This window comes from Frigoribacterium sp. MCBA15_019, assembly GCF_001864945.1.
Lineage (GTDB): Bacteria > Actinomycetota > Actinomycetes > Actinomycetales > Microbacteriaceae > Frigoribacterium.
Genome location: NZ_MJGS01000018.1, coordinates 121,123 through 143,419 on the forward strand (window position 1 = coordinate 121,123; position 22,297 = coordinate 143,419).

A 22,297-nucleotide genomic window follows, 5' to 3' on the forward strand; every position below is an offset into this window, starting at 1 on the left:
CGGTGTCGGTGGTGCCGCGTAACATCGTGCGGGTGATACTCGCGGGCTTGATCCAGGCGCTCTCGCGCGCCTCCACGTTCTCCGCGGCCCTCGACCGGGCCGCTCGCAGCACCGACTTCTCGGTCGTCGACGGCCTCCGCGTCCCGTTGCTCGCGGGCTTGCTCGACCGTCGCGAGGGTCCGCAGGCGATGCTGGTCGTCACCGCCACGGGCCGCGAGTCCGAGGCGGTCCGGGGGTCGCTCGACAGTTACCTGCCCGAGGCCGAGATCATCGAGTTCCCCGCGTGGGAGACCCTGCCGCACGAACGCCTCAGCCCCAGCGCCGAGACGGTCGGCAAGCGCATCCACGCCCTGCGACGCCTCGCCATCTGGCAGCGCGAGGCGGCCGAGGCGCCCGGCTCCGTGCGGCCGATCGTCGTCGTCGCCGGTGTGCGCGCGGCTCTCCAGCCGCTCAGCGACAACCTCGTCGAGCTCGACCCCGTGCGGCTCACCGTCGGAGAACGCGGGCACGACCTCTCGGGCATCGCCGTCCATCTCGTCGACCTGGCGTACGCCCGGGTCGACATGGTCACCCGCCGGGGCGAGTTCGCCGTCCGTGGCGGCATCCTCGACGTCTTCCCGCCCACGGCCGAGCACCCCGTCCGCGTCGACTTCTTCGGCGACGAGGTCGACCAGATCCGTCGCTTCTCGGTGGCCGACCAGCGCAGCCTCGACGGCGAGGTCTCGTCGGTCGAGCTGCCTCCGAGCCGCGAGATGCTGCTGACCGAGCCCGTCCGTCAACGCGCCCGCGAGATGCAGCACGAGTTCCCGAGCCTCTCCCAGATGCTCGCCAAGATCGCCGAGGGCATCCCGGTCGAGGGCATGGAGAGCCTGGCGCCCGCGCTCGTGCACCGGCTGGTGCCGGTGACGCACTACCTTCCGGCCGGCGCCTCCATCGTCGTCCTCTCGCCCGAGCGGGTGGTGTCGCGCGCGCAGAGTCTGGCCGACACCAACCGCGAGTTCCTGTCGGCCGCCTGGAACGCCGCGACCGCCGGTGCCGAGGCGCCGATCGACCTCGACTCGGGCGACTTCCTCAGCCTCCGCGACCTGCGGGAGGCGGCCGGCGACAGGTCGTGGTTCACGATGAGCGGCTTCGACTCGGGCGAGGTCCTGTCCGACGACGAGGCCGTCGCGTCGGCCGGTGACTACGTGCGGGTCGACGCCGCCGTCGTGCCGAGCTTCAGCGGCCACGCCGAGGGAGCCCTCGAGCACGTCGTCGAGCGCGTGCGTGACGGCTGGTCCGTCGTCGTCACGGCCCGCGGCACAGGCCTCGTCGAGCGTGCTCGCGACGTGCTCGCCGAGCGCGAGGTCGCCGCGCGCCTCGAAGAGAACCTGCCCGACACCCTCGAACCCGGTGTCGTCCACCTCGTGGCCGGTGGCGTCGAGGCCGGATTCGAGCTCTTCGAGTCCAAGATCGCCGTCCTCGGCGAGTCCGACTTCTACGGCCGTTCGGCGAACTACGACTCGCGTCAGGTGAAGAAGCTCGCGACCCGACGCAAGAACGTCGTCGACCCCCTGCAGCTCAAGCCGGGCGACGTCGTCGTGCACTCGACCCACGGCATCGGCAAGTTCCTCGAGCTCACCAGTCGCGAGGTGTCGAGCGGCGGGAAGAACGCGGTCAAGCACTCCCGCGAGTACCTCGTGCTCGAGTACGCACCCTCGAAGCGCGGTTATCCCGGCGACAAGCTGTACGTCCCGACCGACCAGCTCGACCTGCTCAGCCGCTACGTGGGGGGTGAGGCCCCGTCGCTCAGCAAGATGGGTGGCGGCGACTGGGCGGCCGCCAAGGGCAAGGCGCGCAAGGCCGTCCGCGACATCGCCGTCGAGCTCGTCAAGTTGTACTCGGCCCGCATGGCGAGCAAGGGCCACGCGTTCCCGCCCGACACCCCCTGGCAGCGCGAGCTCGAAGAGGCCTTCCCGTTCGCCGAGACCCCCGACCAGCTGACGACCATCGACGAGATCAAGGCCGACATGGAGCGCCCGATCCCGATGGACCGCCTGCTCTCGGGCGACGTCGGCTACGGCAAGACCGAGGTCGCCGTCCGCGCGGCGTTCAAGGCCATCCAAGACGGCAAGCAGGTCGTGATGCTCGTGCCGACGACCCTGCTCGTGAAGCAGCACTTCGACACGTTCAGCGACCGATTCGCCGGATTCCCCGTGCACCTCCGCAGCCTCAGCCGGTTCCAGACGGCCAAAGAGTCGAAAGAGACGATCGCCGGGCTCGGCGACGGCACGGTCGACATGGTCATCGGCACGCACCGGCTGCTCAGCGAGAGCATCTCGTACAAGGACGTGGGCCTCGTCATCATCGACGAAGAGCAACGTTTCGGCGTCGAGCACAAGGACGCCCTCAAGAAGCTCAAGACGAACGTCGACATCCTGGCCATGTCGGCGACCCCGATTCCGCGGTCGCTCGAGATGGCCGTGACGGGCATCCGCGAGATGTCGACCCTGGCCACCCCGCCCGAGGACCGCCACCCGATCCTGACCTTCGTCGGCCCCGAGAGCGACCGACAGAAAGCCGCGGCGATCCGGCGCGAGCTGCTCCGCGAGGGGCAGGTGTTCTACGTGCACAACCGCGTGTCGAGCATCAACCGCATCGCGGCCCAGATCGCCGAGCTGGTGCCCGAGGCCCGCGTCGCCGTCGCCCACGGTCAGATGGCCGAGTCGACGCTCGAGCAGGTCATGGTCGACTTCTGGGAGCGCAAGTTCGACGTCCTCGTCTCGACCACCATCATCGAGACCGGCCTCGACATCGCCAACGCCAACACGTTGATCATCGACCGGGCCGACAAGTACGGGCTCAGCCAGTTGCACCAGCTGCGCGGTCGGGTGGGTCGAGGCCGAGAGCGCGGCTACGCGTACTTCCTCTACGACGCCGACAAGCCGCTCAGCGAGACCGCCCAAGACCGGCTCGAGACGATCGCCGCCAACAACGAGCTCGGCGCGGGCATGCAGGTCGCCCTGAAAGACCTCGAGATCCGCGGGGCCGGCAACCTGCTCGGCGGCGAGCAGTCCGGGCACATCGCCGGTGTCGGCTTCGACCTGTACCTGCGCATGATCGGTGAGGCCGTCAGCTCGTTCCGCGGTGACGTCGCCGAGGGGCAGACCGAGCTGCGGCTCGAACTGCCGGTCGACGCCCACGTGCCCGAAGAGTACGTCGAGAGCGAGCGACTGCGCCTCGAGGCCTACCAGAAGCTCTCGACGGCCAGCTCGCCCACCTCGACCGACGACCAGATCGACTCGGTGCTCGACGAACTCACCGACCGCTACGGCGAGCCCCCGGCACCCGTGCTCGCCCTGATCGAGGTCTCGCGCCTGCGCCGCGCGGCCCAGAAGGCAGGCCTCAGCGAGGTGGTCGTCATGGGCAGCAACCTGCGTGTCGCCGGCATCGATCTGCCCGACAGCATGCAGGTCCGGCTGCAGCGCATGTACCCGGGTGCGCGGTGGTTCGCGCAGGCGAACGCCGTCAGCGTGCCCCTGCCGCGCGCTCACGGGCAGGCGCCGAGCGACGACGAGCTGATCGTCTGGGTCGAGCAGCTCCTGTCGGCGATCTACTCCGCCCCGGTCGCCCGTCCGGCGACCGACACGGCCGCGGCGAACTGACCGTGTCGACCCGGCGGGCGGGCGGCACCCCGGACGAGGAGGCGCGAGGCGGTCTCGAGCCCGGGGCAGGTGCCCGACTCGACGAGCTCGTCGGCGTGGTCGACGCCCTCCTTGCCGACGAGGGCGGGTGCGCCTGGAACAGGGCGCAGACCCCTCGATCCCTCGTGACCTACCTCGTCGAAGAGACCTACGAACTCGTCGAGGCGATCGAGGACGGCACCGTCGACGACCTCCGGGAAGAGCTCGGGGACGTGCTGTACCAGGTGGTCTTGCACAGCGCTCTGGCTGCGCGCGCCTCCTCGGGGTCGTTCGAGCTCGCCGACGTCGTCCACGACGTCGCCGAGAAGACCGTGCGGCGTCATCCTCACGTGTTCGGGGCCGACCGGGCCGACGGGGTCGACGACATCGTCCGTCTCTGGTCGGCGGCGAAGGCCGTCGAGAAGTCGCAGCGGACGAGTGCCTACGACGGTGTGCCGGTCGGGCAGCCGGCTCTCGCCCGGGCCCAGAAGCTCGACGCGCGTCGGGCGGCCGCGGGCGCGGCACGGCCTGCGGCGGATCATGTGCCGACCTCGACCTCGACCTCGACCTCGACGTCGGACTCGGACGACCCCGTCGCCCGAGCCGGGTCGAGCGAGCTCGCCTGGGGCAGGGCACTGCTCGCGCGGGTCGACGACGCCACCGACCGTGGCATCGACGCCGAGCGTGCCCTTCGGGCGGCCGTGCGCGAACGCGAGACGCTGCTTCGGCGAGATGAGGCGGGGCCGGCCCAGACTGGACCGGCCGAGGCGGGACCGGCCCAGACTGGACCGGCCCAGACTGGACCGGCCCAGGCGGGACCGGCAGAGCACGAATCGTCCGAACATGAGGCATCTGAGGACGCCCCGGACGAGCAGGTGCCCCCTCAACCCGAATGAGGGGGCACCTCGGCGTCGCCTGCTCAACCCGAATGAGCGGCGAGGCCGGCGCTCGTCCACCAGCGGATCGGCCCGAGGGGCAGCGACCCGGCGGAGACCGAGTGGTGTCATCAATGTAGAGGATGAGTCCTGACATGTCAAAAGACGACATGTCGGTCCGCCGATCGTCCGGGTTCGGGGCGTCCCGAGGGCGCTGAGGCTGTCGGTCGACCGACCGGTCGGCCACGGCAGACGTCTGTTATGGTCCACTACGACGACGGCGACCGCGCAGGGCGAGTACGACTCGTCGGCACGAAGGAGCGGCACCATGCCTCGCAAGCCTGATCCCACCCGCAAGCCCGAACTCCTCGGTCAGATCCTCGAGCACCTCCGGGGTCGTTCCCTCGCCACCATGTCGTTCCGCACCTTGGCCGAGGCTCTCGGGGTCAGCACGTACGTCTTCGTCTACCACTTCGGCAACCGGGCAGAGCTCGTCGCCGAGATCGTCCGTGCCGTCGTCGCCCGCAACGACGCCCTGCTCACGGTTGCGGTCTCGGAGCTCGATCGCGAGGCGTTCAGCAAGCACCTGGCGAAGGTCTGGCACGACGTCTCCACCGAGCGGGGACGTGACCTGCATCGCCTCGAGCTTGAGGCGGCTCTGCTCGAGACCGTGGCGGGCGAGGCCGATGGCACCGCCCGCGGGGCGGTCGGTCGGTGGGTCGACCACGTCGCCGACTGGCTCTCGGCGAACGCGGTGCCGCCGGCGGAGGCCAAGGTCGCGGCGCGGGTCTTCGTCGATGCGCTCTTCGGTCTGCAGTACGACGCCATCGTCTCGGGTGACGGACGTCGAGCTTCCGCGGCGTACAAGCAGGCGGTTGAGATCCTGGTCTCGCGCGTCCCTCAGCGCTGACCTGGCTGGCTCGGGTCACGGAGGGGGAGGGGCCTGATGGTCTCGGCAGGGTGTCCGGTGAATCGGAGCCGGGCCGAGCGCATGGCGCCCGACCCGGCCCGGGCCCTCACCGCAGGGAAGGGAGGGCCTCGAGGTGTGACCGACACGCAACCCGATTCGCGCCGACCACCCGAAGAAACCCTAACGTAGAATGTGACATGCCTGCAAGTCGGTCCCGACGTCGGGGACTCGACGTCTCTGGGATGATGTCCTCATGCCGACCCCCGTCAACCCGCCGCGCGGCATGCGCGACCACCTGCCCGCCGACAAGAGGCGACGCGAGGGCGTCCTCTCGGTCATCCGGGGCGTCTACCGCTCCTACGGCTTCGACGAGATCGAGACGCCCGTCGTCGAAGAGAGCTCGCGCCTCCATTCGGGCCTGGGGGGCGACAACGAGAAGCAGGTCTTCGCCGTTCTCCGGCGGGGCCTCGACCTCGACGACCTGCGGTCGGCCGAGAGCGTGCTCGGACTCGCCGATCTGGGGCTCCGCTTCGACCTCACGGTGCCGCTCGCACGCTTCTACGCGTCGCACCGAGCCGAGCTGCCGACGGTCTTCCGCTCCGTGCAGATCGCCCCGGTGTGGCGGGCCGAGCGTCCGCAGAAGGGGCGCTACCGCCAGTTCGTCCAGTGCGACATCGACGTCCTGGGCGAGGCCGGGCCCCTGGCCGAGATCGAACTGATCCAGGCCACGACCGCCGTGCTCGACGCCCTCGGTCTCACCGGGACGACGATCCGCGTGAACGACCGCCGCATCCTGCTGGCGATGCTCGCGCACTGGGACGTGCCCGAAGCGCTCACCGACCAGGCGCTGATCGTCGTCGACAAGCTCGACAAGATCGGCGTCGACGGCGTCGTGGCCGAACTCGTCGACCTCGGAGTCACCACTCCCGGTCTCGGCGAGGCGCTCACCCAGCTCGCCGGGGCCTCCTGGGCCACCGGTGAGGCCGACGACGCGCCGTGGCTCGACCGCGCGGCGTTCGCCGACCTGGTCGCGCTGCGTGAGGCGTTGCCGGGATCGACCCTCCGGTTCGATCCGACCCTGGTCCGTGGCATGGGCTACTACACGGGCACGATCTTCGAGATCGCCCACCCCGACGTGCCCTACTCGCTCGGCGGCGGCGGTCGATACGACGGCATGATCGGTCGTTTCCTCGGCAGCGACGTGCCCGCGGCCGGTTTCTCGCTGGGGTTCGAACGCCTCGTCGACCTGGTGACCCTCGAGGCAGACGGCGACGAGGGTCTCGCGCTGCTCTACGACAAGAAGGTCGAACCGGTCGAGTTGCTCGCCCTGCAGCGAGCGCTGCTGGCGGGCGGCGAGCGACGCGTGCGCCTCGAGAAGAAGGCCAAGAACTTCACCAACCAGCTCGACGGCCTGGCGGCGGCGGGCTTCGGCCGGTTCGTGACCGTGCGAGGGGGCGAGTCGGTGGCCGACCTCGAGGTCCGTACGATCGGCTGATCGTCGCCGACGGCTCCTCACCACGAACCAGGGCAGGAGGCGCGGCTAAGCTGGGCCGCGGACCTCGCGTCCCCAGACGAACGACTACTAAGGAGCTCTCCAGTGGCAGCAATCGACGCCGTAGGCGCCCGCGAAATCCTCGACTCGCGGGGCAACCCCACCGTCGAGGTCGAGGTCTTGCTCGAGGACGGCACGGTGTCGCGTGCGGCCGTCCCCTCGGGTGCATCGACCGGGGCCTTCGAGGCCTACGAGCTGCGTGACGGCGACAAGAGCCGTTACCTCGGCAAGGGCGTGCTCAAGGCCGTCGCCGCCGTCATCGACGAGATCGGCCCCGAGGTCGAGGGTCTCGACGCCACCGACCAGCGCCTGATCGACCAGGCCATGATCGAGCTCGACGGCACCGACAACAAGAAGCGCCTCGGCGCGAACGCCATCCTCGGCGTCTCGCTGGCCGTGGCCCGCGCGGCGGCCGACTCGGCCGACCTGCCCCTGTTCCGCTACCTCGGTGGGCCGAACGCGCACACGCTGCCCGTCCCCATGCTCAACGTGATCAACGGCGGTTCGCACGCCGACAGCAACGTCGACATCCAGGAGTTCATGATCCTGCCGGTCGGCGCGTCCTCGTTCGCCGAGGCGTTGCAGTGGGGCGCCGAGACGTACCACGCCCTCAAGAGCGAGCTCAAGGCCAAGGGGCTCTCGACCGGTCTGGGCGACGAGGGTGGCTTCGCGCCGAACCTCGACAGCAACCGTGCCGCGCTCGACCTGCTCGTCGAGGCGATCACCAAGGCCGGCTTCACCCCCGGCAAAGACCTCGCCCTGGGCCTCGACGTGGCCTCGAGCGAGTTCTACGCCGACGGCAGCTACACCTTCGAGGGCGAGAAGCGCGACTCGGCCTTCCTCGCGAACTACTACGCCGACCTCGTCGCGTCGTACCCCCTCGTCACCATCGAGGACCCGCTCGACGAAGACGACTGGGAGGGCTGGGCCCACCTCACGAGCGAGATCGGCTCGAAGACGCAGATCGTCGGCGACGACCTGTTCGTCACGAACCCCGAGCGCCTCGCCAGGGGCATCAAGGCCGGCGCCGCCAACTCGATCCTCGTCAAGGTCAACCAGATCGGCACGCTGACCGAGTCGCTCGACGCCGTGGCGCTCGCCCAGCGCAGCGGCTACACGACCGTCCTCTCGCACCGTTCGGGTGAGACCGAGGACACCACGATCGCCGACCTCGCCGTCGCGACCGACGCGGGCCAGATCAAGACCGGCGCACCCGCCCGCAGCGAGCGCGTCGCGAAGTACAACCAGCTCCTCCGCATCGAAGAAGAACTCGGCGACGCCGCGGTCTACGCCGGGTACAGCGCGTTCCCGCGCTTCTCCGCCTGACGCGACCCGCGCCTCCTCGGGGCCCGTCCTGCTCGCGCGGGGCGGGCCTCCGTCGTTCCCCAGAGACGTCGTTTAGGCTCGTCGCATGCCCCGTGAGACCGCGAACCGCCGTGTGCCGGTGAACCTGCCGACCGGCGAGACGCCGACGGGCCACTGGCTGCGCTCCATCCGGTTCTCGGGATTCAGCGTGCTCATGCTGGTCATCCTCGTCATGTTCGTCGTCATCCTCGCCCCGTCGTTGCGCACCCTGATCCAGCAGCAGCAGCAGATCGCCGCCCTGCAGGACGACGTCCAGCAGCAGGAGCAGTCCGTCGACGAGTTGAAGGGGGACGTCGCGCGGTGGAGCGATCCGGCGTACATCGAGGCGCAGGCGCGCGACCGCCTGCTCTACGTCTACCCCGGCGAGTACAGCTACCTCGTCATGGGCGACGACGCGGCTCAGACCCCCGGCACGGCTCCGGGCACCGGCACGGCGATCAGCGATTCGCTGCAGACGCCCCAGGTCGACTGGGTGGCGGCCATGACGGCCTCGGTGCTCGACGCCGGCCTCAGCGACGAACCCGCGACCGAACTCGTCGCCCCCGACATCAGCGGCAGCCAGGTGCCCGCCCCGACCTCCGAGCAGACAGGTGGCACGCCGTGACCACGCCCCCCTTCGACCCCGTCACCGACCACGACGTCCGCGTCGTGACGGCCCAGCTCGGGCGCCCCGCGCGCGACGTGATCGGCATCGCCGCGCGCTGCGTCTGCGGTGCACCCACCGTCGTGGCGACGAGACCACGTCTCACCGACGGCACGCCCTTCCCGACGCTCTACTACCTGTGCCACCCCGGTGCGACGGCCGCCGTGTCGACCCTCGAGGCCACCGGGGTGATGGCCGAGTTCACCGACCTCCTCGAGTCCGACCCCGAGTTGCGAGGCCGGTACCAGGCCGCACACGAGGCGTACCTGGCCGACCGCGAGGGCATCGAACACGTCGACGAGATCGACCACGTGACGGCCGGCGGCATGCCCGAGCGGATCAAGTGCCTGCACGCCCTGGTCGGCCACTCGTTGGCCGCCGGGCCGGGCGTCAACCCGTTCGGCGACCTCGCCCTCGAGCGGGCGTCCTGGAGTCCCGATGTGTGCCGGTGCCCCGACTTCCTGGCCGACGACCAGCCGTCCGTCGCCGTTCCCGCGATCGGCGGGGGAGCCTGACGCGCGTGCGCCGATCCGGGGGGTTCGTGGTGGCGATCGTGCTGGGGGCCCTGGTCGCCGCCGTCGTGCCGGCGTCGGCCGCGTCGGCCGATCAGGTGCGCGACGCCGAGTACTGGCTCGCCGACTACGGCATCCAGAGGGCGTGGCAGACGACACGTGGTGCGGGGACGACCGTGGCCGTGATCGACACCGGCGTCGATTCGTCGGTGCGTGAACTCCAGGGCGCCGTCGTCGGCGGCACCGACGTCTCGGGGCTCGGCTCGCCCGACGGCCAGACGCCGGTGGGCGAGGACCCCAACCACGGCACTCTGGTCGGGTCGATGGTCGCGGGCCGCGGCACCGGGTCCGGCGACGGCGTGATCGGGGTCGCGCCCGAGGCCGACCTGCTCTCGGTGTCGGTGGGCTTCGGCTCGACGGCCGTGGACTCCGACGACCAGATCGCCCGAGCCGTGCGCTGGGCGGTCGACGCCGGGGCGGACGTCATCAACATGTCCCTGACCCGCAACACGCTCGACTGGCCGACCAGTTGGGACGACGCCTTCCTCTACGCCATGCAGCACGACGTCGTCGTCGTCGCCGCGGCCGGCAACCGCGGCAGCGGGACGACCGAGGTGGGTGCGCCGGCGACGATGCCGGGCGTCCTGACCGTCGCCGGGGTGGACCGACAGGGGACGGCGAGCTTCGACGCGTCGAGTCAGGGCATCACGATCGGCGTGGCCGCTCCCAGCGAAGACCTCGTGGGTGTCGGTCCCGGCGACGTCCACTACAGCTGGAGCGGCACGAGCGGGGCCACACCTCTCGTCGCGGGCATCGTCGCACTCGTGCGCAGTGCCCACCCCGAGCTGGACGCCGACGACGTCATCAATCGTGTCGTGGCGACGGCCACCCCGAAGGGCACCACGTCGCCTGATCCCTTGTACGGCTACGGGCTCGTCGACGCCGCGGCGGCCGTCGACGCCTCGGTGCCGACGGTCGCCGAGAACCCGATGGGCGACCTGGCCGAGTGGATCCGCCTGCACCGGCGGGCGGACGTGCCGGCGCCGTCGGCGCAGGCGACGAACCCGGCCGTCGAGGCGCCCGTGCCGACGCCGGTGACCGATCCGGGCCAGCCGTTGGCGGTCCTGCTGCCCACCGTCGAGACCATGAGGTCCACGGGCATCCCCTTGATCGTCTTCACGGTGTTCGGCGGAGCGGCCGTCCTCGTCGCCGTCGGCGCGGTCCGCCAGTTCAGGCGTGCGCGGCGGTCGGGGTAAGGTCGTCTGCGACACCCCCACCTCAAGGAGACATTCGCCGTGCCCAAAATCCTCATCGTCGGCGGCGGCTACGCCGGTTTCTACACCGCCTGGAAGCTCGAGAAGTGGCTGCGCGCGGGTGAGGCCGAGGTCACGATCGTCGACCCGCTGCCCTACATGACGTACCAGCCGTTCCTGCCCGAGGTGGCCGCCGGGTCGATCGAGCCCCGCCACGCGGTCGTCGCCCTCCGACGCCACCTCAAGAAGACCAACGTCGTCACGGCCAAGGTCACCGGCGTGGACCACGCCTCCAGGACCGCCACCATCACGCCCGAGGTGGGCGACGCCTGGACGATGCAGTACGACCAGATCGTCATGACGGCCGGTGCCGTGTCCCGCACCTTCCCGATCCCCGGCGTCGCCGACGAGGCCATCGGCCTCAAGACCATCGAAGAGGCCGCCGCGATCCGCGACAAGGTGCTCACGAACTTCCAGAAGGCGGCGAACCTGCCGGCCGGTCCCGAGCGCGACCGCCTGCTCACGGTCGTCGTCGTCGGCGGTGGCTTCGCCGGCATCGAGGTCTTCGCCGAACTGCGCAGCTTTGCCAGCGACCTGCTCAAGAACTACCCCGACCTCACCATCGACGACACGCACTTCCACCTCGTCGAGGCGATGGGCCGGATCATGCCCGAGGTCTCGCTCGAGACGAGCCACTGGGTGCTCAAGAACCTCGCCGAGCGCGCCGCCACGGTCCACCTCGACACGCAGCTGCAGTCGGCGGTCGGCGGCAAGATCGAACTCTCCACCGGTGAGTCGTTCGAGTCCGACCTCATCGTCTGGACGGCCGGCGTCATGGCCAACCCGATGGTCCGTGGCACCGACTTCCCGCTCGAGCAGCGCGGACGCATCACCGTCAAGGCCGACCTGCGCATCGTCGACGGCGAGACCGTCGTCCCCGACGCCTGGGCCTGTGGCGACGTCGCCGCCACCCCCGACCTCACCGGGAAGGGCGTGGGCGGGTTCTGCGTCCCGAACGCCCAGCACGCCGTCCGCATGGGCAAGCGCCTCGCGAAGAACATCGTCGCGTCGCTCCGCGGCGAGGGGCTCGTCGACTACAAGCACGAGAACCTCGGTGCCGTGGCCGGCCTCGGTCTGAACGTCGGAGTCTTCCAGAGCGGCAAGTTCGCCATGAAGGGCTTCCCGGCCTGGGCCGCCCACCGTGGCTACCACGGCATGGCCATGCCCTCGTTCGAGCGCAAGTTCCGCGTCGTGGGCGGCTGGTGGAACAACTTCTGGTTGGGGCGCGACATCGTCTCGCTCGACAACCGTGAGCGTCCCCGGGCAGCCTTCGAAGAGTTCGCGTCGCGTCCCAAGCCGGCCGTCGAGACGCCCGCCGAGGCAGCCGTGCCCGCATCTGTCGGTGCCGGTCAGCCCGCCGGTGAGGCGGGTCCCGCGTACGCGAACCCGGTCGAAGACGACGGCACGGCGAAGAAGGGCACGGCCGAAGGGGGCGAGGCCGCCGCGAAGGCTCCTCGCAAGGCTCCCGCCCGCAAGCCCGCCGCCAAGAAGACGGCCGCCGGCGAGACGACCGCGGCGACCGACGGGGTGCCCGCCTCCGAGTGACCCTCGAGCACGTCCGAGACGCCCGCCCGCTGCCTGCAGCGTGGCGGGCGTCCGCGTCTCGTAGGCTGGTCCCTCGGGCCCCCGTAGCCCAATCGGCAGAGGCAGGCGACTTAAAATCGCTTCAGTCAGGGTTCGAGTCCCTGCGGGGGCACCTGCGCCCAGTGGCGGAACGGGTGCACCTGCTCCGCCGCCGGACGGGCCCGCCCGTGCCTGCGACTACCTGCGGAACGCAGCCTCGTGTCGTCGACCTCGCCCGCGCCTCCTGATCGCGGCTGCGCCTGTCGCCCGCCCGCCACGCCCTACCCGCCGGCCCGGCCCGGCCCGGCGCGGCCCGGCCCGGTCCGTCGAGCCTCGTGCCGCCAGCGCCCTCGCGCGCGTCGGTAACTCAGGAGATCGGCGTGCTCGGGGGCGCGCAGCGCCCGCTGCGGTGTCGTTCTGCTGAGTTGCCGTCTTAGGGCGGGGCCTGGTCCGGAGGCCACTCCGCCTCGGCGTCCGCCGCGCCCCGTCCCGTCCCGCCGCGCCGCGCCCCGCCCCGCCCCGCCCCGTCTGCGCGTTGTCGGCAACTCAGCAGATCGGCGCATTCGCGGGCCCGGCGAGGGCGTTCGTGCGTCGTTTTCCTGAGTTGCCGACGGCGACGGTCGCAGGTTGCGCGGCGCGGCGCGACGCCGGACCGCAGTCAGCGGAGCCGCCGTCATCGGGCTGGCGGTCGGCCGGGCCCGCAGTGATCGCGTCCGACGGCAGGGGCGCGCCGGGTCAGGCGTCCTCGGTGCTGACCTCGACGAAGGACGTCCAGAGCCAGACCGCGACGCAGAGGCCTGCCGTGACGGCGGCGGCGACGACCGCCCCTCCGACCGGGAACGACGAGGGGCCGCCTGTGAGCACGGCGGCGGCAGCGGCCACGCCGACCACTGTGAGCCCCACGTGCAGCGGGCGCGACCAGGCCCAGATCCGACGACCCGGCAGGGAGGCCACCGGGACCAGCGCCAGCACGAGGGACCCGAGCCCGGTCAGGCACACCGTCGCACTCGTCTCGAGGGCCAGCTCGGTGACGAACCCGCCGGTGGCCGGCAGGGCCCCGTGGACGGCCCAGGCCGCGGCCGACACGGCCACCAGGGCGACGACCTGGACGAGCGCCAGCAGCCCCGCCTCGCGATCGTCCACCGCGTCGGTCCGGCCGTGGCGCGCCGGTGACCGGGGCGCTGCGGCGATGCTGCCGACGAGCACCACCCCGAGCACGAGGGGAGGGTCGAGGCCGAGCAGCCGGGTGACCGCACACGCGACGACGGCGACGAGAAGGAGGCGCGGTGACATGCGGACGCGTGCCTCGCGCTCCCGCGAGCGCGCCATCAGCCGAGTGGGGACGACGACGGCGAGCAGGTTGACCAGGGCGACCCCGATCACGATCCCGGCGAACAGACGCGCGTAGCGGACCTCGTCGTCGAGGCCGGCTGCCAGCCCGACCACGGCGGCCCCGGCGGCGACGGTCAGCCCGGCGGCGAGGCGAGGGTCGAGCGTGGCGGTCGAGAAGGACGTGGGGAGTTCACGGCGTCGGTTGCGGCCGGTGAGTCGCGGGCCACGAGGCGCCAGCCGACCTCGAAGTGCCGTGGCCAACAGGCGTGCCGGCGCGACGACGAGCAGGACGAACGCTGCCGCGAGGCCCAGGGCGAGCAACCATCCCGTACCGGTCATCGTCTGGCCGAGGGAGGGCAGGTCGCGGCCGAAGGTCGTCGCCGCCGCCCAGGAATCGGTCGTCGGCGTGGTCGCCTCGGGCAGGCCCCCGCCGTCGTCGCCCGGGTTGCCTCCCGAGCCGTCTCCGGGCGCCGGCCCCCCGGGCGTGCCGGGGGACGGCTCGGTCGGGACGGTCGGACCGCCCGACGCACCGGGCCCCGGTGCCGGTGCGGCCGAGGACGAAGGAGGCGCGGGTTGCGCGGTCGACGAGACCACCGTGATCGAGATACCCGCGCTGGGAGCCCCCACGTTCACCGCCGCGTCGATCTGAGCGGCCTGGACCACGTGCTTCCCGTCGGGGAGCGCCGCGTCGGACGACGTGCAGCGCCACGATCCACCGGTGACCGCGGCCTGGCAGACGGGGGTGCTGTCGACGTAGGCGGTCACGGTCGCACCGTCTTCTCCCGTTCCCGCGAACGCGAGCGGCTGCGTGGCGACTCGTTCGCCGGCTCGGGGCGCGGAGACGACGGGGGCGGCGGGCGCGTCGCGATCGATGGTGACGGCCACGCCGGTCGAGGTCGCCGACCGGGGCACGGCGGGAACGGAGTCCGAGGACTGTGACGCCGTGACCGTGTACCTGCCGGTCGGCCAGGTCGTGGACGGGAGCACGGCGGACCATGCCCCGGATCCGTCGGCCGTCACCGAGACCGGCGCCGCGCCTCCGTCGACGGTCACGCGGGCACCCGCGAAGGCGGTGCCTGCGACCTTGCCGCCGATGGCGGGTCCGCCCTGGACCGTCGGTGGGCCGAGCACCGAGAACGGAGCGCTGATCGCGTCGCCGACGACGGCCGAGTTCGTGACGTCGCGGACCGTGAGGGTCTGGTCGGCGCCGTCCTGGAGTGTCACCGTGCACGACCAGGGGACGCCGGTCGTGCCTCCGGTGGGCAGGGTGACCTCGCAGAGGGCTCGACTGGGGACGCGGGGGTCGAGCACCCTCACGGTGGCTCCGGGCGTGCCCGTGCCGCCGACCACGACGGAGTTCACGTCCTGGTCGCCGACGTCGCCGATGGTCGGTGCGACCGGTACGGGACCGGGCTGGCCGGTCGACGGGGCGGGCGTGGGCGTGGGTGTGGGCGCGCCCAAGGGGCTGCCCGCGGCGTGGGCACCGACGCCGGCCCACAGGGTGAGCGAGAGACCGAGCACGACCGCCGCGAGGGTCGACACGACGCGTCGCCCGCGTCGCGGCACGACCAGGAGCCGTCCGTCGACGGAGGTCGGCGGACGCGTCGGATGCAGGGTCGGCGACTCGAACACTGTGACCCATTCAGCACGTTCTCGGGGTACAAGTCAATCCGTTGCGCGGGGGAGATGCCCGGACGAGCGCTCGTCGGGAGTCTGCTCCGAGATCTCTCGACGGGCAGGGAGCCCACATGCAGCGCATTTATAGTGTCCAACGGCCCCCGACGACCCGACCAAGGTCGCGGGCGACCATCCGGCGCCCGCCGTCATCGGTCCACCACCTAGGAGTGACACGTCATGCAACCGGCCACGATCGGCATCCTGGTAGCAGTAGGCATCATCGTCCTGCTCGCGGTCATCATCGGCATCTACCTCTGGGCCACCTACAACTCGTTGGTGACCCTCAAGGTGCGCGTCGACGAGGCGTGGAGCGACATCACGATCCAGCTCAAACGCCGGGCCGACCTGATCCCCAACATCATCGAGGCGGTCAAGGGATACGCCTCGCACGAATCGTCGGTGTTCCAGAACGTGACCGCGGCGCGTGCCGAGACCATCGGAGCCGGCACACCGGCCGAGGCGTCGGCTGCCGAGGGGCACATGCAGACCGCCCTGAAGAGTATCTTCGCCGTGGCCGAGGCCTACCCTCAACTCCAGGCGAGCCAGAACTTCCTCCAGTTGCAGTCCGAACTTGTCGACACCGAGGACAAGATCCAGGCCGCCCGCCGCTTCTACAACGGCGGGGTGCGCGAGTTCAACACCAAGAACCGGGTCTTCCCCAATTCGCTCTTCGCGAAGCGTCTCGGCTTCAGCGAGCGGGACTTCTTCGAGGTCTCCGAGCCCTCGGCCATCGCCGAGCCGCCGCGCGTCCAGTTCTGACCCAGCCCGAGTCGTTCTCGACACCATGTACTCCGCGATCTCGCGCAACAAGCGCAACACCGTCTTCATCGTCCTGATCTTCCTCGTGATCATCGGAGCGCTGGGGTTCCCCGCGAGCGCCATCTGGAACAACGGGTCGATCGGTTTCCTCGTGCTCGGCGGTGCCGGGGTCTACGCGCTGATCCAGTACTTCGCCGCCAGCGGGCAGGCGCTCTCGATGAGCAACGCCCAGCAGGTCGACGGCGTGACGGCTCCGCGCCTCTACCGCACGGTCGAGAACCTCAGCATCACGATGGGCATGCCGATGCCCAAGGTCTACGTGGTGGTCGATCCGGCCCCCAACGCCTTCGCCACGGGGCGCGACCCCGACCACGCGGTCGTCGCCGCCACGACGGGCTTGCTCGAGATCATGGACGACTCCGAGCTGCAGGGTGTGATGGCTCACGAACTCGGTCATGTCAAGAACTACGACATCCGGGTGTCGACCATGGTGTTCGGCCTCGTCGTCGCCGTGGGTTTCCTCGCCGACGTCCTGTTGCGCATGTCGTTCTTCAGCGCCCTGTCCGGTGGCAACCGCAACTCCAACAACAACGGTGGTGGCGGCGGGAACCCCGTGTTCCTCGTGCTCGGTCTGGCGGCCATGATCATCGCCCCGCTGGCCGCGGCAGGCGTCCAGGCGGCCGTCTCGCGTCAGCGCGAGTACCTCGCCGACGCCACCGGGGCGTTGACGACGCGATACCCCGAGGGTCTCGCCCGAGCCCTCGAGAAGCTCGGCGCCTACGGTCGGCCCATGCAGCAGCAGAACACCTCGATGTCCCACCTCTGGATCAGCGATCCGATGAAGCCCGGCGTGATGGACCGGCTCTTCAGCACCCACCCTCCACTCGCCGACCGCGTCCAGCGGCTGCGGCAGAACGCCGGCACCTTCTAGTCGAGGTGGCGGATCGCCACGTCGGCGTCCGAATCGGCACGGCCCGCCAGCGTCGCGCGGAGGACGCCTGCCAGGTCTCCGCGGTCGGCGACCTCGACCGAGTCCAACCCCTGCCAGGCCGCTGCTCGGCGCAGCGTCGTCGCGAGCCGCTCGACGTCGATCGGGAGGTCGCGCTCGCGCCATGCCGACTGCACCCGCAAGACGCCCGCCTGACGATCGCTCTTGAGGTCCACCCGCCCCACGAGTCGGTCGTCTTGCAGGACGGGCAGCACGTAGTAGCCGTGCACTCGCTTCTCGCGGGGGGTGTAGATCTCGATCCGATAGTGGAAGTCGAAGAGTCGTTCGGCCCGGGGCCGGTGCCAGACCACGGGGTCGAACGGCGACAACACGGCGTCGGCCTCGAGTCGGCGGGGCACGCGGGCGTCTCGATGCAGCCACGCGGTCGCGCCCCAGCCCGGGACGACCACGGGCTCGACGACTCCTTCGTCGTGCAGCTCGCGCAGGGCAGGCGCGACGTCCGCGGCCTTGAGCCGGAAGTAGTCGGCGAGGTCGGAGGCCGTCGCCACCCCGGAGGCGCGGGCCGCGTGGGCGACGAGGCGACGGTGGGCGTCGTGGCGGTCGACGTCCACGGCCAGCACCTCGGCCGCGAGCACCTGTTCGGGTAGCGCGTACACGCGCTCGAACCGCCGACGCCCGGCGCTGACCAGGGCACCGGTGCGGAACAACGACTCGAGGCCGCGTTTGACGTCACCCCACCCCCACCACGGGCCGGTCCGGTCGGGCTGCGGGAAGACGGCGGCGTCGGCCTCGACCAGGCTCGCGGGCAACGGGCCCTTGTCGCGGATCTCGTCGAGCAGCCAGCGCTCCATGCGGGGGCTCGTCGACAACCACGACGAGGCGTCGCCCCGCCACTTGGCCTCGTAGTCGCGCATGCGCCAACGCAGCAAGGGCCATGTGGTCACCGGGACGATGGCCGCCTCGTGGGCCCAGTACTCGACGTACCGTCCGCGGGGAGCGAACGTGAGGCGGTCGAGGGTCGCCCGGTCGTAGGAGCCGAGGCGGGCGAACGCGGGCAGGTAGTGGCTGCGCTCGAACACGTTCACCGAGTCGATCTGCAGCAGGCCGAGGCGGTCGACGAGACCGTTCAGCTGGCGCGTTCCCGGGCGCACGGAGCCGTCGACGGGGCTGCCGAAGCCCTGGGCCGCCAGGACCACGCGTCGGGCCTGGGCGGGGGAGAGCTGCTGACGGGGCACGCGGACGACTGTAGCGACGGCCACCGACAGGCGCCGCGCCTCCTCGTGTCGTCTCGTCCCCGAGGACACATGCTCGCAACGGCATGTGGGCGGGTAGATGACCGGCCTCGCAGGGCCATAAACTGACGCGATGATCTGGCGGAACCGCCCCACGCGCGGCGACGAGACGCAGGGCGACGCGGTGAGCGGAAGCACGGCCAGCACCGTCGCCGATCCGTCCGTGCCCCGCGGCATGGTCATCGCCGGGGCGTGGTCGTGGCGCATCCTGCTGCTCGTGGCGGTGGCCGGCGTCCTCGTCTGGCTGGTCACCCAGCTGCGGGTCATCGTCATCCCCTTCCTGGTGGCCCTGCTGATCTCGGCCCTGCTCGTTCCGCTGTCGGGGTGGTTGCAGCGGCACGGCTGGCCCAAGTGGCTGGCGGTCGTGTCGGTCCTGGTGGGGTTCTTCGTGTCGGTCTCCGGCCTCCTGCTGCTCGTCGTGCTCCAGATCGTCGACGGCTGGCCCTCGTTGCGTGATCGGTCGATCGCCTCGTACGGCGACTTCAAGGACTTCCTGCTCACGTCGCCGTTGCACCTGACCGAGGCCCAGATCAACGGGTACGTGTCCGACGCCGTCGCCGCCATCCAACAAGACAGCCAGCCGCTCGTGCGGGGGGCCCTCTCGGTCGGGTCGACCGCGGGGCACGTGGGTGCGGGGCTCGTGCTCGGGCTCTTCGCGACGATCTTCCTGCTCATCGGCGGGGCCGAGATCTGGCGTTGGGTCGTCAGGCTCTTCCCCCGGGTCTCGCGTCCGGCGATCGACGGGGCGGGCCGTGCCGGGTGGCTCACCCTGACGAACTTCGTCAAGGTGCAGATCTTCGTCGCGTTCGTCGACGCCGTGGGGATCGGTCTGGGGGCGTTCTTCCTCGGCCTGCCCCTGGTGGCGCCGATCGCGATCGCGGTGTTCCTCGGGTCGTTCGTGCCCGTCGTGGGTGCGGTCGCGACCGGGGCGGTCGCCGTCGTCATCGCGCTCGTCTACAACGGCTGGGTCGTCGCCCTGCTCATGCTCGCCGTGGTCATCCTCGTGCAGCAGATCGAGGGGCACCTGCTGCAACCCTTCGTCATGGGCGGCGCCGTCAAGGTGCACCCGTTGGCCGTCGTCTTCGCCGTCGCGGCCGGTACCCTGGTCGCCGGAATCCCCGGCGCCCTCTTCGCGGTCCCGTTCGTGGCCGTGCTGAACGTCATGATCACCTACGTCGCGAGGGGCACGTGGCGGCAACAGCCACGACCCGTCGAACACGACGTCACGCAGCCCGGAGGCCTCACCGATGTCTGAACGCACCCTGGCCGGTCCCACCCTCGTCGAGATCGAGGAGGCGCGAGATCGCGTCTCGCAGGTCGTCCGCGTCACCCCGATGGAGACCTCGCAGTACCTCGCCGAGGTGCTCGGTTCGCGGGTGCACCTCAAGTGCGAGAACCTGCAGCGCACCGGGTCGTACAAGATCCGAGGCGCCTACAACCGCCTGACCCAGCTGACCGACGCCGAGAAGGCGCGCGGGGTCGTCGCGGCCTCGGCCGGCAACCACGCTCAGGGTGTCGCCCTGGCCGCCCGCGAGCTCGGCATCGCGGCCACGATCTTCATGCCCGTCGGCGTGGCCCTGCCCAAACTGCAGGCGACGCGACACTACGGCGCCGACGTCGTCCTCCGGGGGCACACGGTCGAGCAGTCGCTCCGGGCGGCGCAGGAGTTCTCCGACACGACCGGAGCCGTGTTCATCCCACCGTTCGACCACGCCGACGTCGTCGCCGGCCAGGGCACCCTGGGGCTCGAGATCCTCGAGCAGGTGCCCGACGTCGACACCGTGATCGTGCCCGTCGGCGGGGGCGGGTTGGCGGCCGGCGTGGCGAGCGCCCTGAAGCAGAGCGCGGCACTCACCGGTCGTGACGTCCGGATCATCGGCGTGCAGGCGGCCAACGCCGCCCCCTATGCCGTCTCGATGAAGCTCGGCGTGCGGACCGACATCGACGCCCAGCCCACGATCGCGGACGGCATCGCCGTCGCGAAGCCCGGCGTGCTCAACTTCGAGATCATCCGCGACACGGTCGACGAGATCGTCACGGTCAGCGACGACGACACGGCCCGGGCGATGCTCGTGTTGCTCGAGCGCGCGAAGCTCGTCGTCGAAGCCGCGGGTGCCGTGGGCATCGCAGCCATCCTCACCGAGCAGGTGCGCGACCTCGGCACGACCGTGGTGATCCTCAGCGGCGGCAACATCGACCCGCTCATGATGGAGCGCGTCATCGGTCGCGGCCTCGCGGCCGCCGCCCGTTACGTCAAGCTGCGCATCGGCATGCCCGACCGTCCCGGCCAGTTGACCCGGGTGAGCGAGGTGCTCTCCGACGCCAACGCCAACGTGGTCGAGGTGTTGCATACCCGCCACGGTCGCGGTCTCCAGATCAGCGAGGTCGAGCTGGAGCTCAGCGTCGAGACGCGCGGCCCCGACCACGTCGAAGAGGTGCTGCAACGGCTTCGCGACGCCGGGTACGAGCCCAACGTCGACTTCTGAACCGCCTCCGTGAGACGCGACCCGCGCCTCCTGACGCGACCCGCGCCTCTTGACGCGATCCGCGCCTCTTGACGCGATCCGCGCCTCCTGACGCGATCCGCGCCTCCTGACGCGACCCGCGCCTCCTGACCCGCGCCGCGCCTCCTACGGGCCTGTCTCCCTGTCGGCAACTCAGGAGAACGACGACACGCCGGCGCGGGACGGACGTTCCGGACGTCGTCCTCCGGAGTCGTCGACATCCGCGACGGCGATCGTCGCCATGGGTCCCGGGACGACGAAGGCCCCCGCTCCGGTCGAGCGGGGGCCTTCGAGTCGGGTGACCTACGGCTGGTAGGTCTCGACGTTCGTGATCGACACCGAGATGTCCTTGCCGTTCGGGGCGGTGTAGCTGGTCGTCGTGCCGACCTTCAGGCCGTTGATGGCCTGCCCGAGCGGGCTGGTCTCGCTGTAGACCGAGAGGTCGCTGCCGGCGGCGATGATCTCGCGGTTGCCGAGCAGGAACGTGCTCTCGTCGCCGGCGATCGTCGCCGTGACGACGGTGCCCGGTCCGACGATGCCGTCGGCGGCCGTCGAGTCGCCGACCGTCGCGTGCTTCAGCAGGTTGATCAGCGTGCGGATGCGCGCCTCCATCTTGCCCTGCTCGTCCTTGGCGGCGTGGTAGCCGCCGTTCTCCTTCAGGTCGCCTTCTTCGCGGGCGGCCTCGATGCGCGACGCGATCTCACGACGTCCCTCGCCGCTGAGGGTGTCGAGCTCGGCCTGCAGACGGTCGCGGGCGTCCGTCGTGAGCCAGGTGGTCTCGTTGTCAGTGCTCATGGTGTCTCCGTTTCGTGCGGCGGCCGAACCCGGTCGGGCGATTCGAGCCGAGGAGGCGCGGTGCCGGGAGCCGGGGCGAGGTCGCCCACCGAAAAAAGGAGACCGGCCGAGTGGCCGGTCTCGTCGTGCGATTCTGAGCAGTCTAGGGAAGCCAGCACCGGTAGATCAAGCCCGTGACCGCCCGTTCCGACGTCGCGAGCGAGGTCGTGTAGGTCACCGAGCGCTGCTCGGAGGCGGGCAGGTGCACGATCTTCCAGCCGACGACCGCGAAGCCGCTGTTCTGGGCCTCGACCGCGCAGTCGACCGCCTCGCCCGTGTCCGCGGTGACGGTGTACTGCACCTCGACGGCCCGGTCGGAGGTCACCTGGTAACCCACGTCGGCGGATTCGAGCTGGGACGACGTGCCGTCGAACGCGGCGAAGACGACCCAGGCCGCGAAGACGACGACGAAGGCGACAGCCACCGACGACCCCACGACCAGGCGGCGGCGCCGACCCCGCGGGGATCGCCCGTACCGGGCGTCGAGGCGCGACGAGGGTGAGGTGACACGGGGCGTGGACGTCACGCGGATCTCCGTCCGATTAAGCTGTCCCC

17 protein-coding genes and 1 tRNA gene are annotated in these 22,297 nt (G+C 70.9%); 14 read left to right on the forward strand and 4 right to left on the reverse strand.

Features of this window, described 5'->3' with window-relative positions:
• Positions 1–32 precede the first annotated feature (32 nt).
• The 10 genes from mfd (at position 33) to BIV04_RS14195 (ending at position 12,528) form a co-directional block, all read left to right on the forward strand.
• Entirely contained in the window at positions 33–3,644 is a 3,612-nt protein-coding gene (mfd, locus tag BIV04_RS14150) for a transcription-repair coupling factor (protein ID WP_071257049.1), read from the forward strand.
• Positions 3,645–3,646: 2 nt separating this feature from the next.
• On the forward strand, positions 3,647–4,558 hold the full coding sequence (locus BIV04_RS16870; protein ID WP_071257012.1) for a MazG nucleotide pyrophosphohydrolase domain-containing protein: 912 nt from the start codon (positions 3,647–3,649) through the stop codon (positions 4,556–4,558).
• Positions 4,559–4,865: 307 nt separating this feature from the next.
• A complete protein-coding gene (locus BIV04_RS14160) occupies positions 4,866–5,447 on the forward strand; it encodes a TetR/AcrR family transcriptional regulator (protein WP_071257013.1) in 582 nt (193 codons plus the stop codon).
• A gap of 253 nt (positions 5,448–5,700) precedes the next feature.
• A complete protein-coding gene (hisS, locus tag BIV04_RS14165) occupies positions 5,701–6,942 on the forward strand; it encodes a histidine--tRNA ligase (protein WP_071257014.1) in 1,242 nt (413 codons plus the stop codon).
• A gap of 102 nt (positions 6,943–7,044) precedes the next feature.
• On the forward strand, positions 7,045–8,325 hold the full coding sequence (gene eno / locus BIV04_RS14170) for a phosphopyruvate hydratase (RefSeq protein WP_055974185.1): 1,281 nt from the start codon (positions 7,045–7,047) through the stop codon (positions 8,323–8,325).
• Positions 8,326–8,410: 85 nt separating this feature from the next.
• A complete protein-coding gene (locus tag BIV04_RS14175; protein ID WP_071257015.1) occupies positions 8,411–8,968 on the forward strand; it encodes a septum formation initiator family protein in 558 nt (185 codons plus the stop codon).
• A complete protein-coding gene (locus BIV04_RS14180; protein ID WP_071257017.1) occupies positions 8,965–9,522 on the forward strand; it encodes a DUF501 domain-containing protein in 558 nt (185 codons plus the stop codon). The genes BIV04_RS14175 and BIV04_RS14180 overlap by 4 nt, the downstream gene beginning before the upstream one ends.
• A gap of 5 nt (positions 9,523–9,527) precedes the next feature.
• Complete coding sequence (locus tag BIV04_RS14185) at positions 9,528–10,775, forward strand: S8 family serine peptidase (protein ID WP_071257018.1); 1,248 nt, start codon at positions 9,528–9,530, stop codon at positions 10,773–10,775.
• Positions 10,776–10,814: 39 nt separating this feature from the next.
• Entirely contained in the window at positions 10,815–12,377 is a 1,563-nt protein-coding gene (locus tag BIV04_RS14190; RefSeq protein WP_083396489.1) for an NAD(P)/FAD-dependent oxidoreductase, read from the forward strand.
• A gap of 77 nt (positions 12,378–12,454) precedes the next feature.
• Positions 12,455–12,528 (forward strand) — tRNA-Leu (locus tag BIV04_RS14195).
• A gap of 602 nt (positions 12,529–13,130) precedes the next feature.
• Here BIV04_RS14195 and BIV04_RS14200 read toward each other — a convergent pair.
• Positions 13,131–15,269, reverse strand: a complete 2,139-nt coding sequence (locus BIV04_RS14200; RefSeq protein WP_143048718.1) for an Ig-like domain-containing protein — start codon at positions 15,267–15,269, stop codon at positions 13,131–13,133.
• 312 nt (positions 15,270–15,581) lie between these two features.
• Here BIV04_RS14200 and BIV04_RS14205 point away from each other — a divergent pair, with 312 nt between their 5' ends.
• Both BIV04_RS14205 and BIV04_RS14210 read left to right on the forward strand, forming a co-directional pair.
• Entirely contained in the window at positions 15,582–16,163 is a 582-nt protein-coding gene (locus BIV04_RS14205; RefSeq protein WP_071257020.1) for a LemA family protein, read from the forward strand.
• A gap of 25 nt (positions 16,164–16,188) precedes the next feature.
• Complete coding sequence (locus tag BIV04_RS14210; protein WP_071257021.1) at positions 16,189–17,094, forward strand: M48 family metalloprotease; 906 nt, start codon at positions 16,189–16,191, stop codon at positions 17,092–17,094.
• Here BIV04_RS14210 and BIV04_RS14215 read toward each other — a convergent pair.
• Positions 17,091–18,347: a winged helix-turn-helix domain-containing protein gene (locus BIV04_RS14215; RefSeq protein WP_071257022.1), complete on the reverse strand. Its 1,257-nt coding sequence runs from the start codon at positions 18,345–18,347 to the stop codon at positions 17,091–17,093. The genes BIV04_RS14210 and BIV04_RS14215 overlap by 4 nt on opposite strands.
• 130 nt (positions 18,348–18,477) lie before the next feature.
• On the opposite strand from BIV04_RS14215, the gene BIV04_RS14220 reads away from it, so the two are divergent.
• Positions 18,478–19,659 carry an AI-2E family transporter gene (locus BIV04_RS14220; protein WP_071257023.1) on the forward strand — a complete coding sequence of 394 codons (1,182 nt, stop codon included), beginning with the start codon at positions 18,478–18,480 and terminating at the stop codon, positions 19,657–19,659.
• Positions 19,652–20,890 (forward strand): threonine ammonia-lyase, encoded by a 1,239-nt coding sequence (gene ilvA, locus BIV04_RS14225; protein WP_071257024.1) that lies wholly within the window; start codon positions 19,652–19,654, stop codon positions 20,888–20,890. Before BIV04_RS14220 ends, ilvA begins: the two co-directional genes overlap by 8 nt.
• Positions 20,891–21,211: 321 nt before the next feature.
• Here the strand turns inward: ilvA and greA are convergent, their stop codons facing one another.
• Together greA and BIV04_RS14235 are read right to left on the reverse strand one after the other, a co-directional pair.
• Positions 21,212–21,703: a transcription elongation factor GreA gene (gene greA / locus BIV04_RS14230; RefSeq protein ID WP_056048805.1), complete on the reverse strand. Its 492-nt coding sequence runs from the start codon at positions 21,701–21,703 to the stop codon at positions 21,212–21,214.
• Positions 21,704–21,845: 142 nt separating this feature from the next.
• The gene (locus BIV04_RS14235; protein ID WP_071257025.1) at positions 21,846–22,268 is read right to left on the reverse strand and encodes a DUF4307 domain-containing protein; all 423 of its coding nucleotides are present in this window, start codon (positions 22,266–22,268) and stop codon (positions 21,846–21,848) included.
• Positions 22,269–22,297 lie beyond the last annotated feature (29 nt).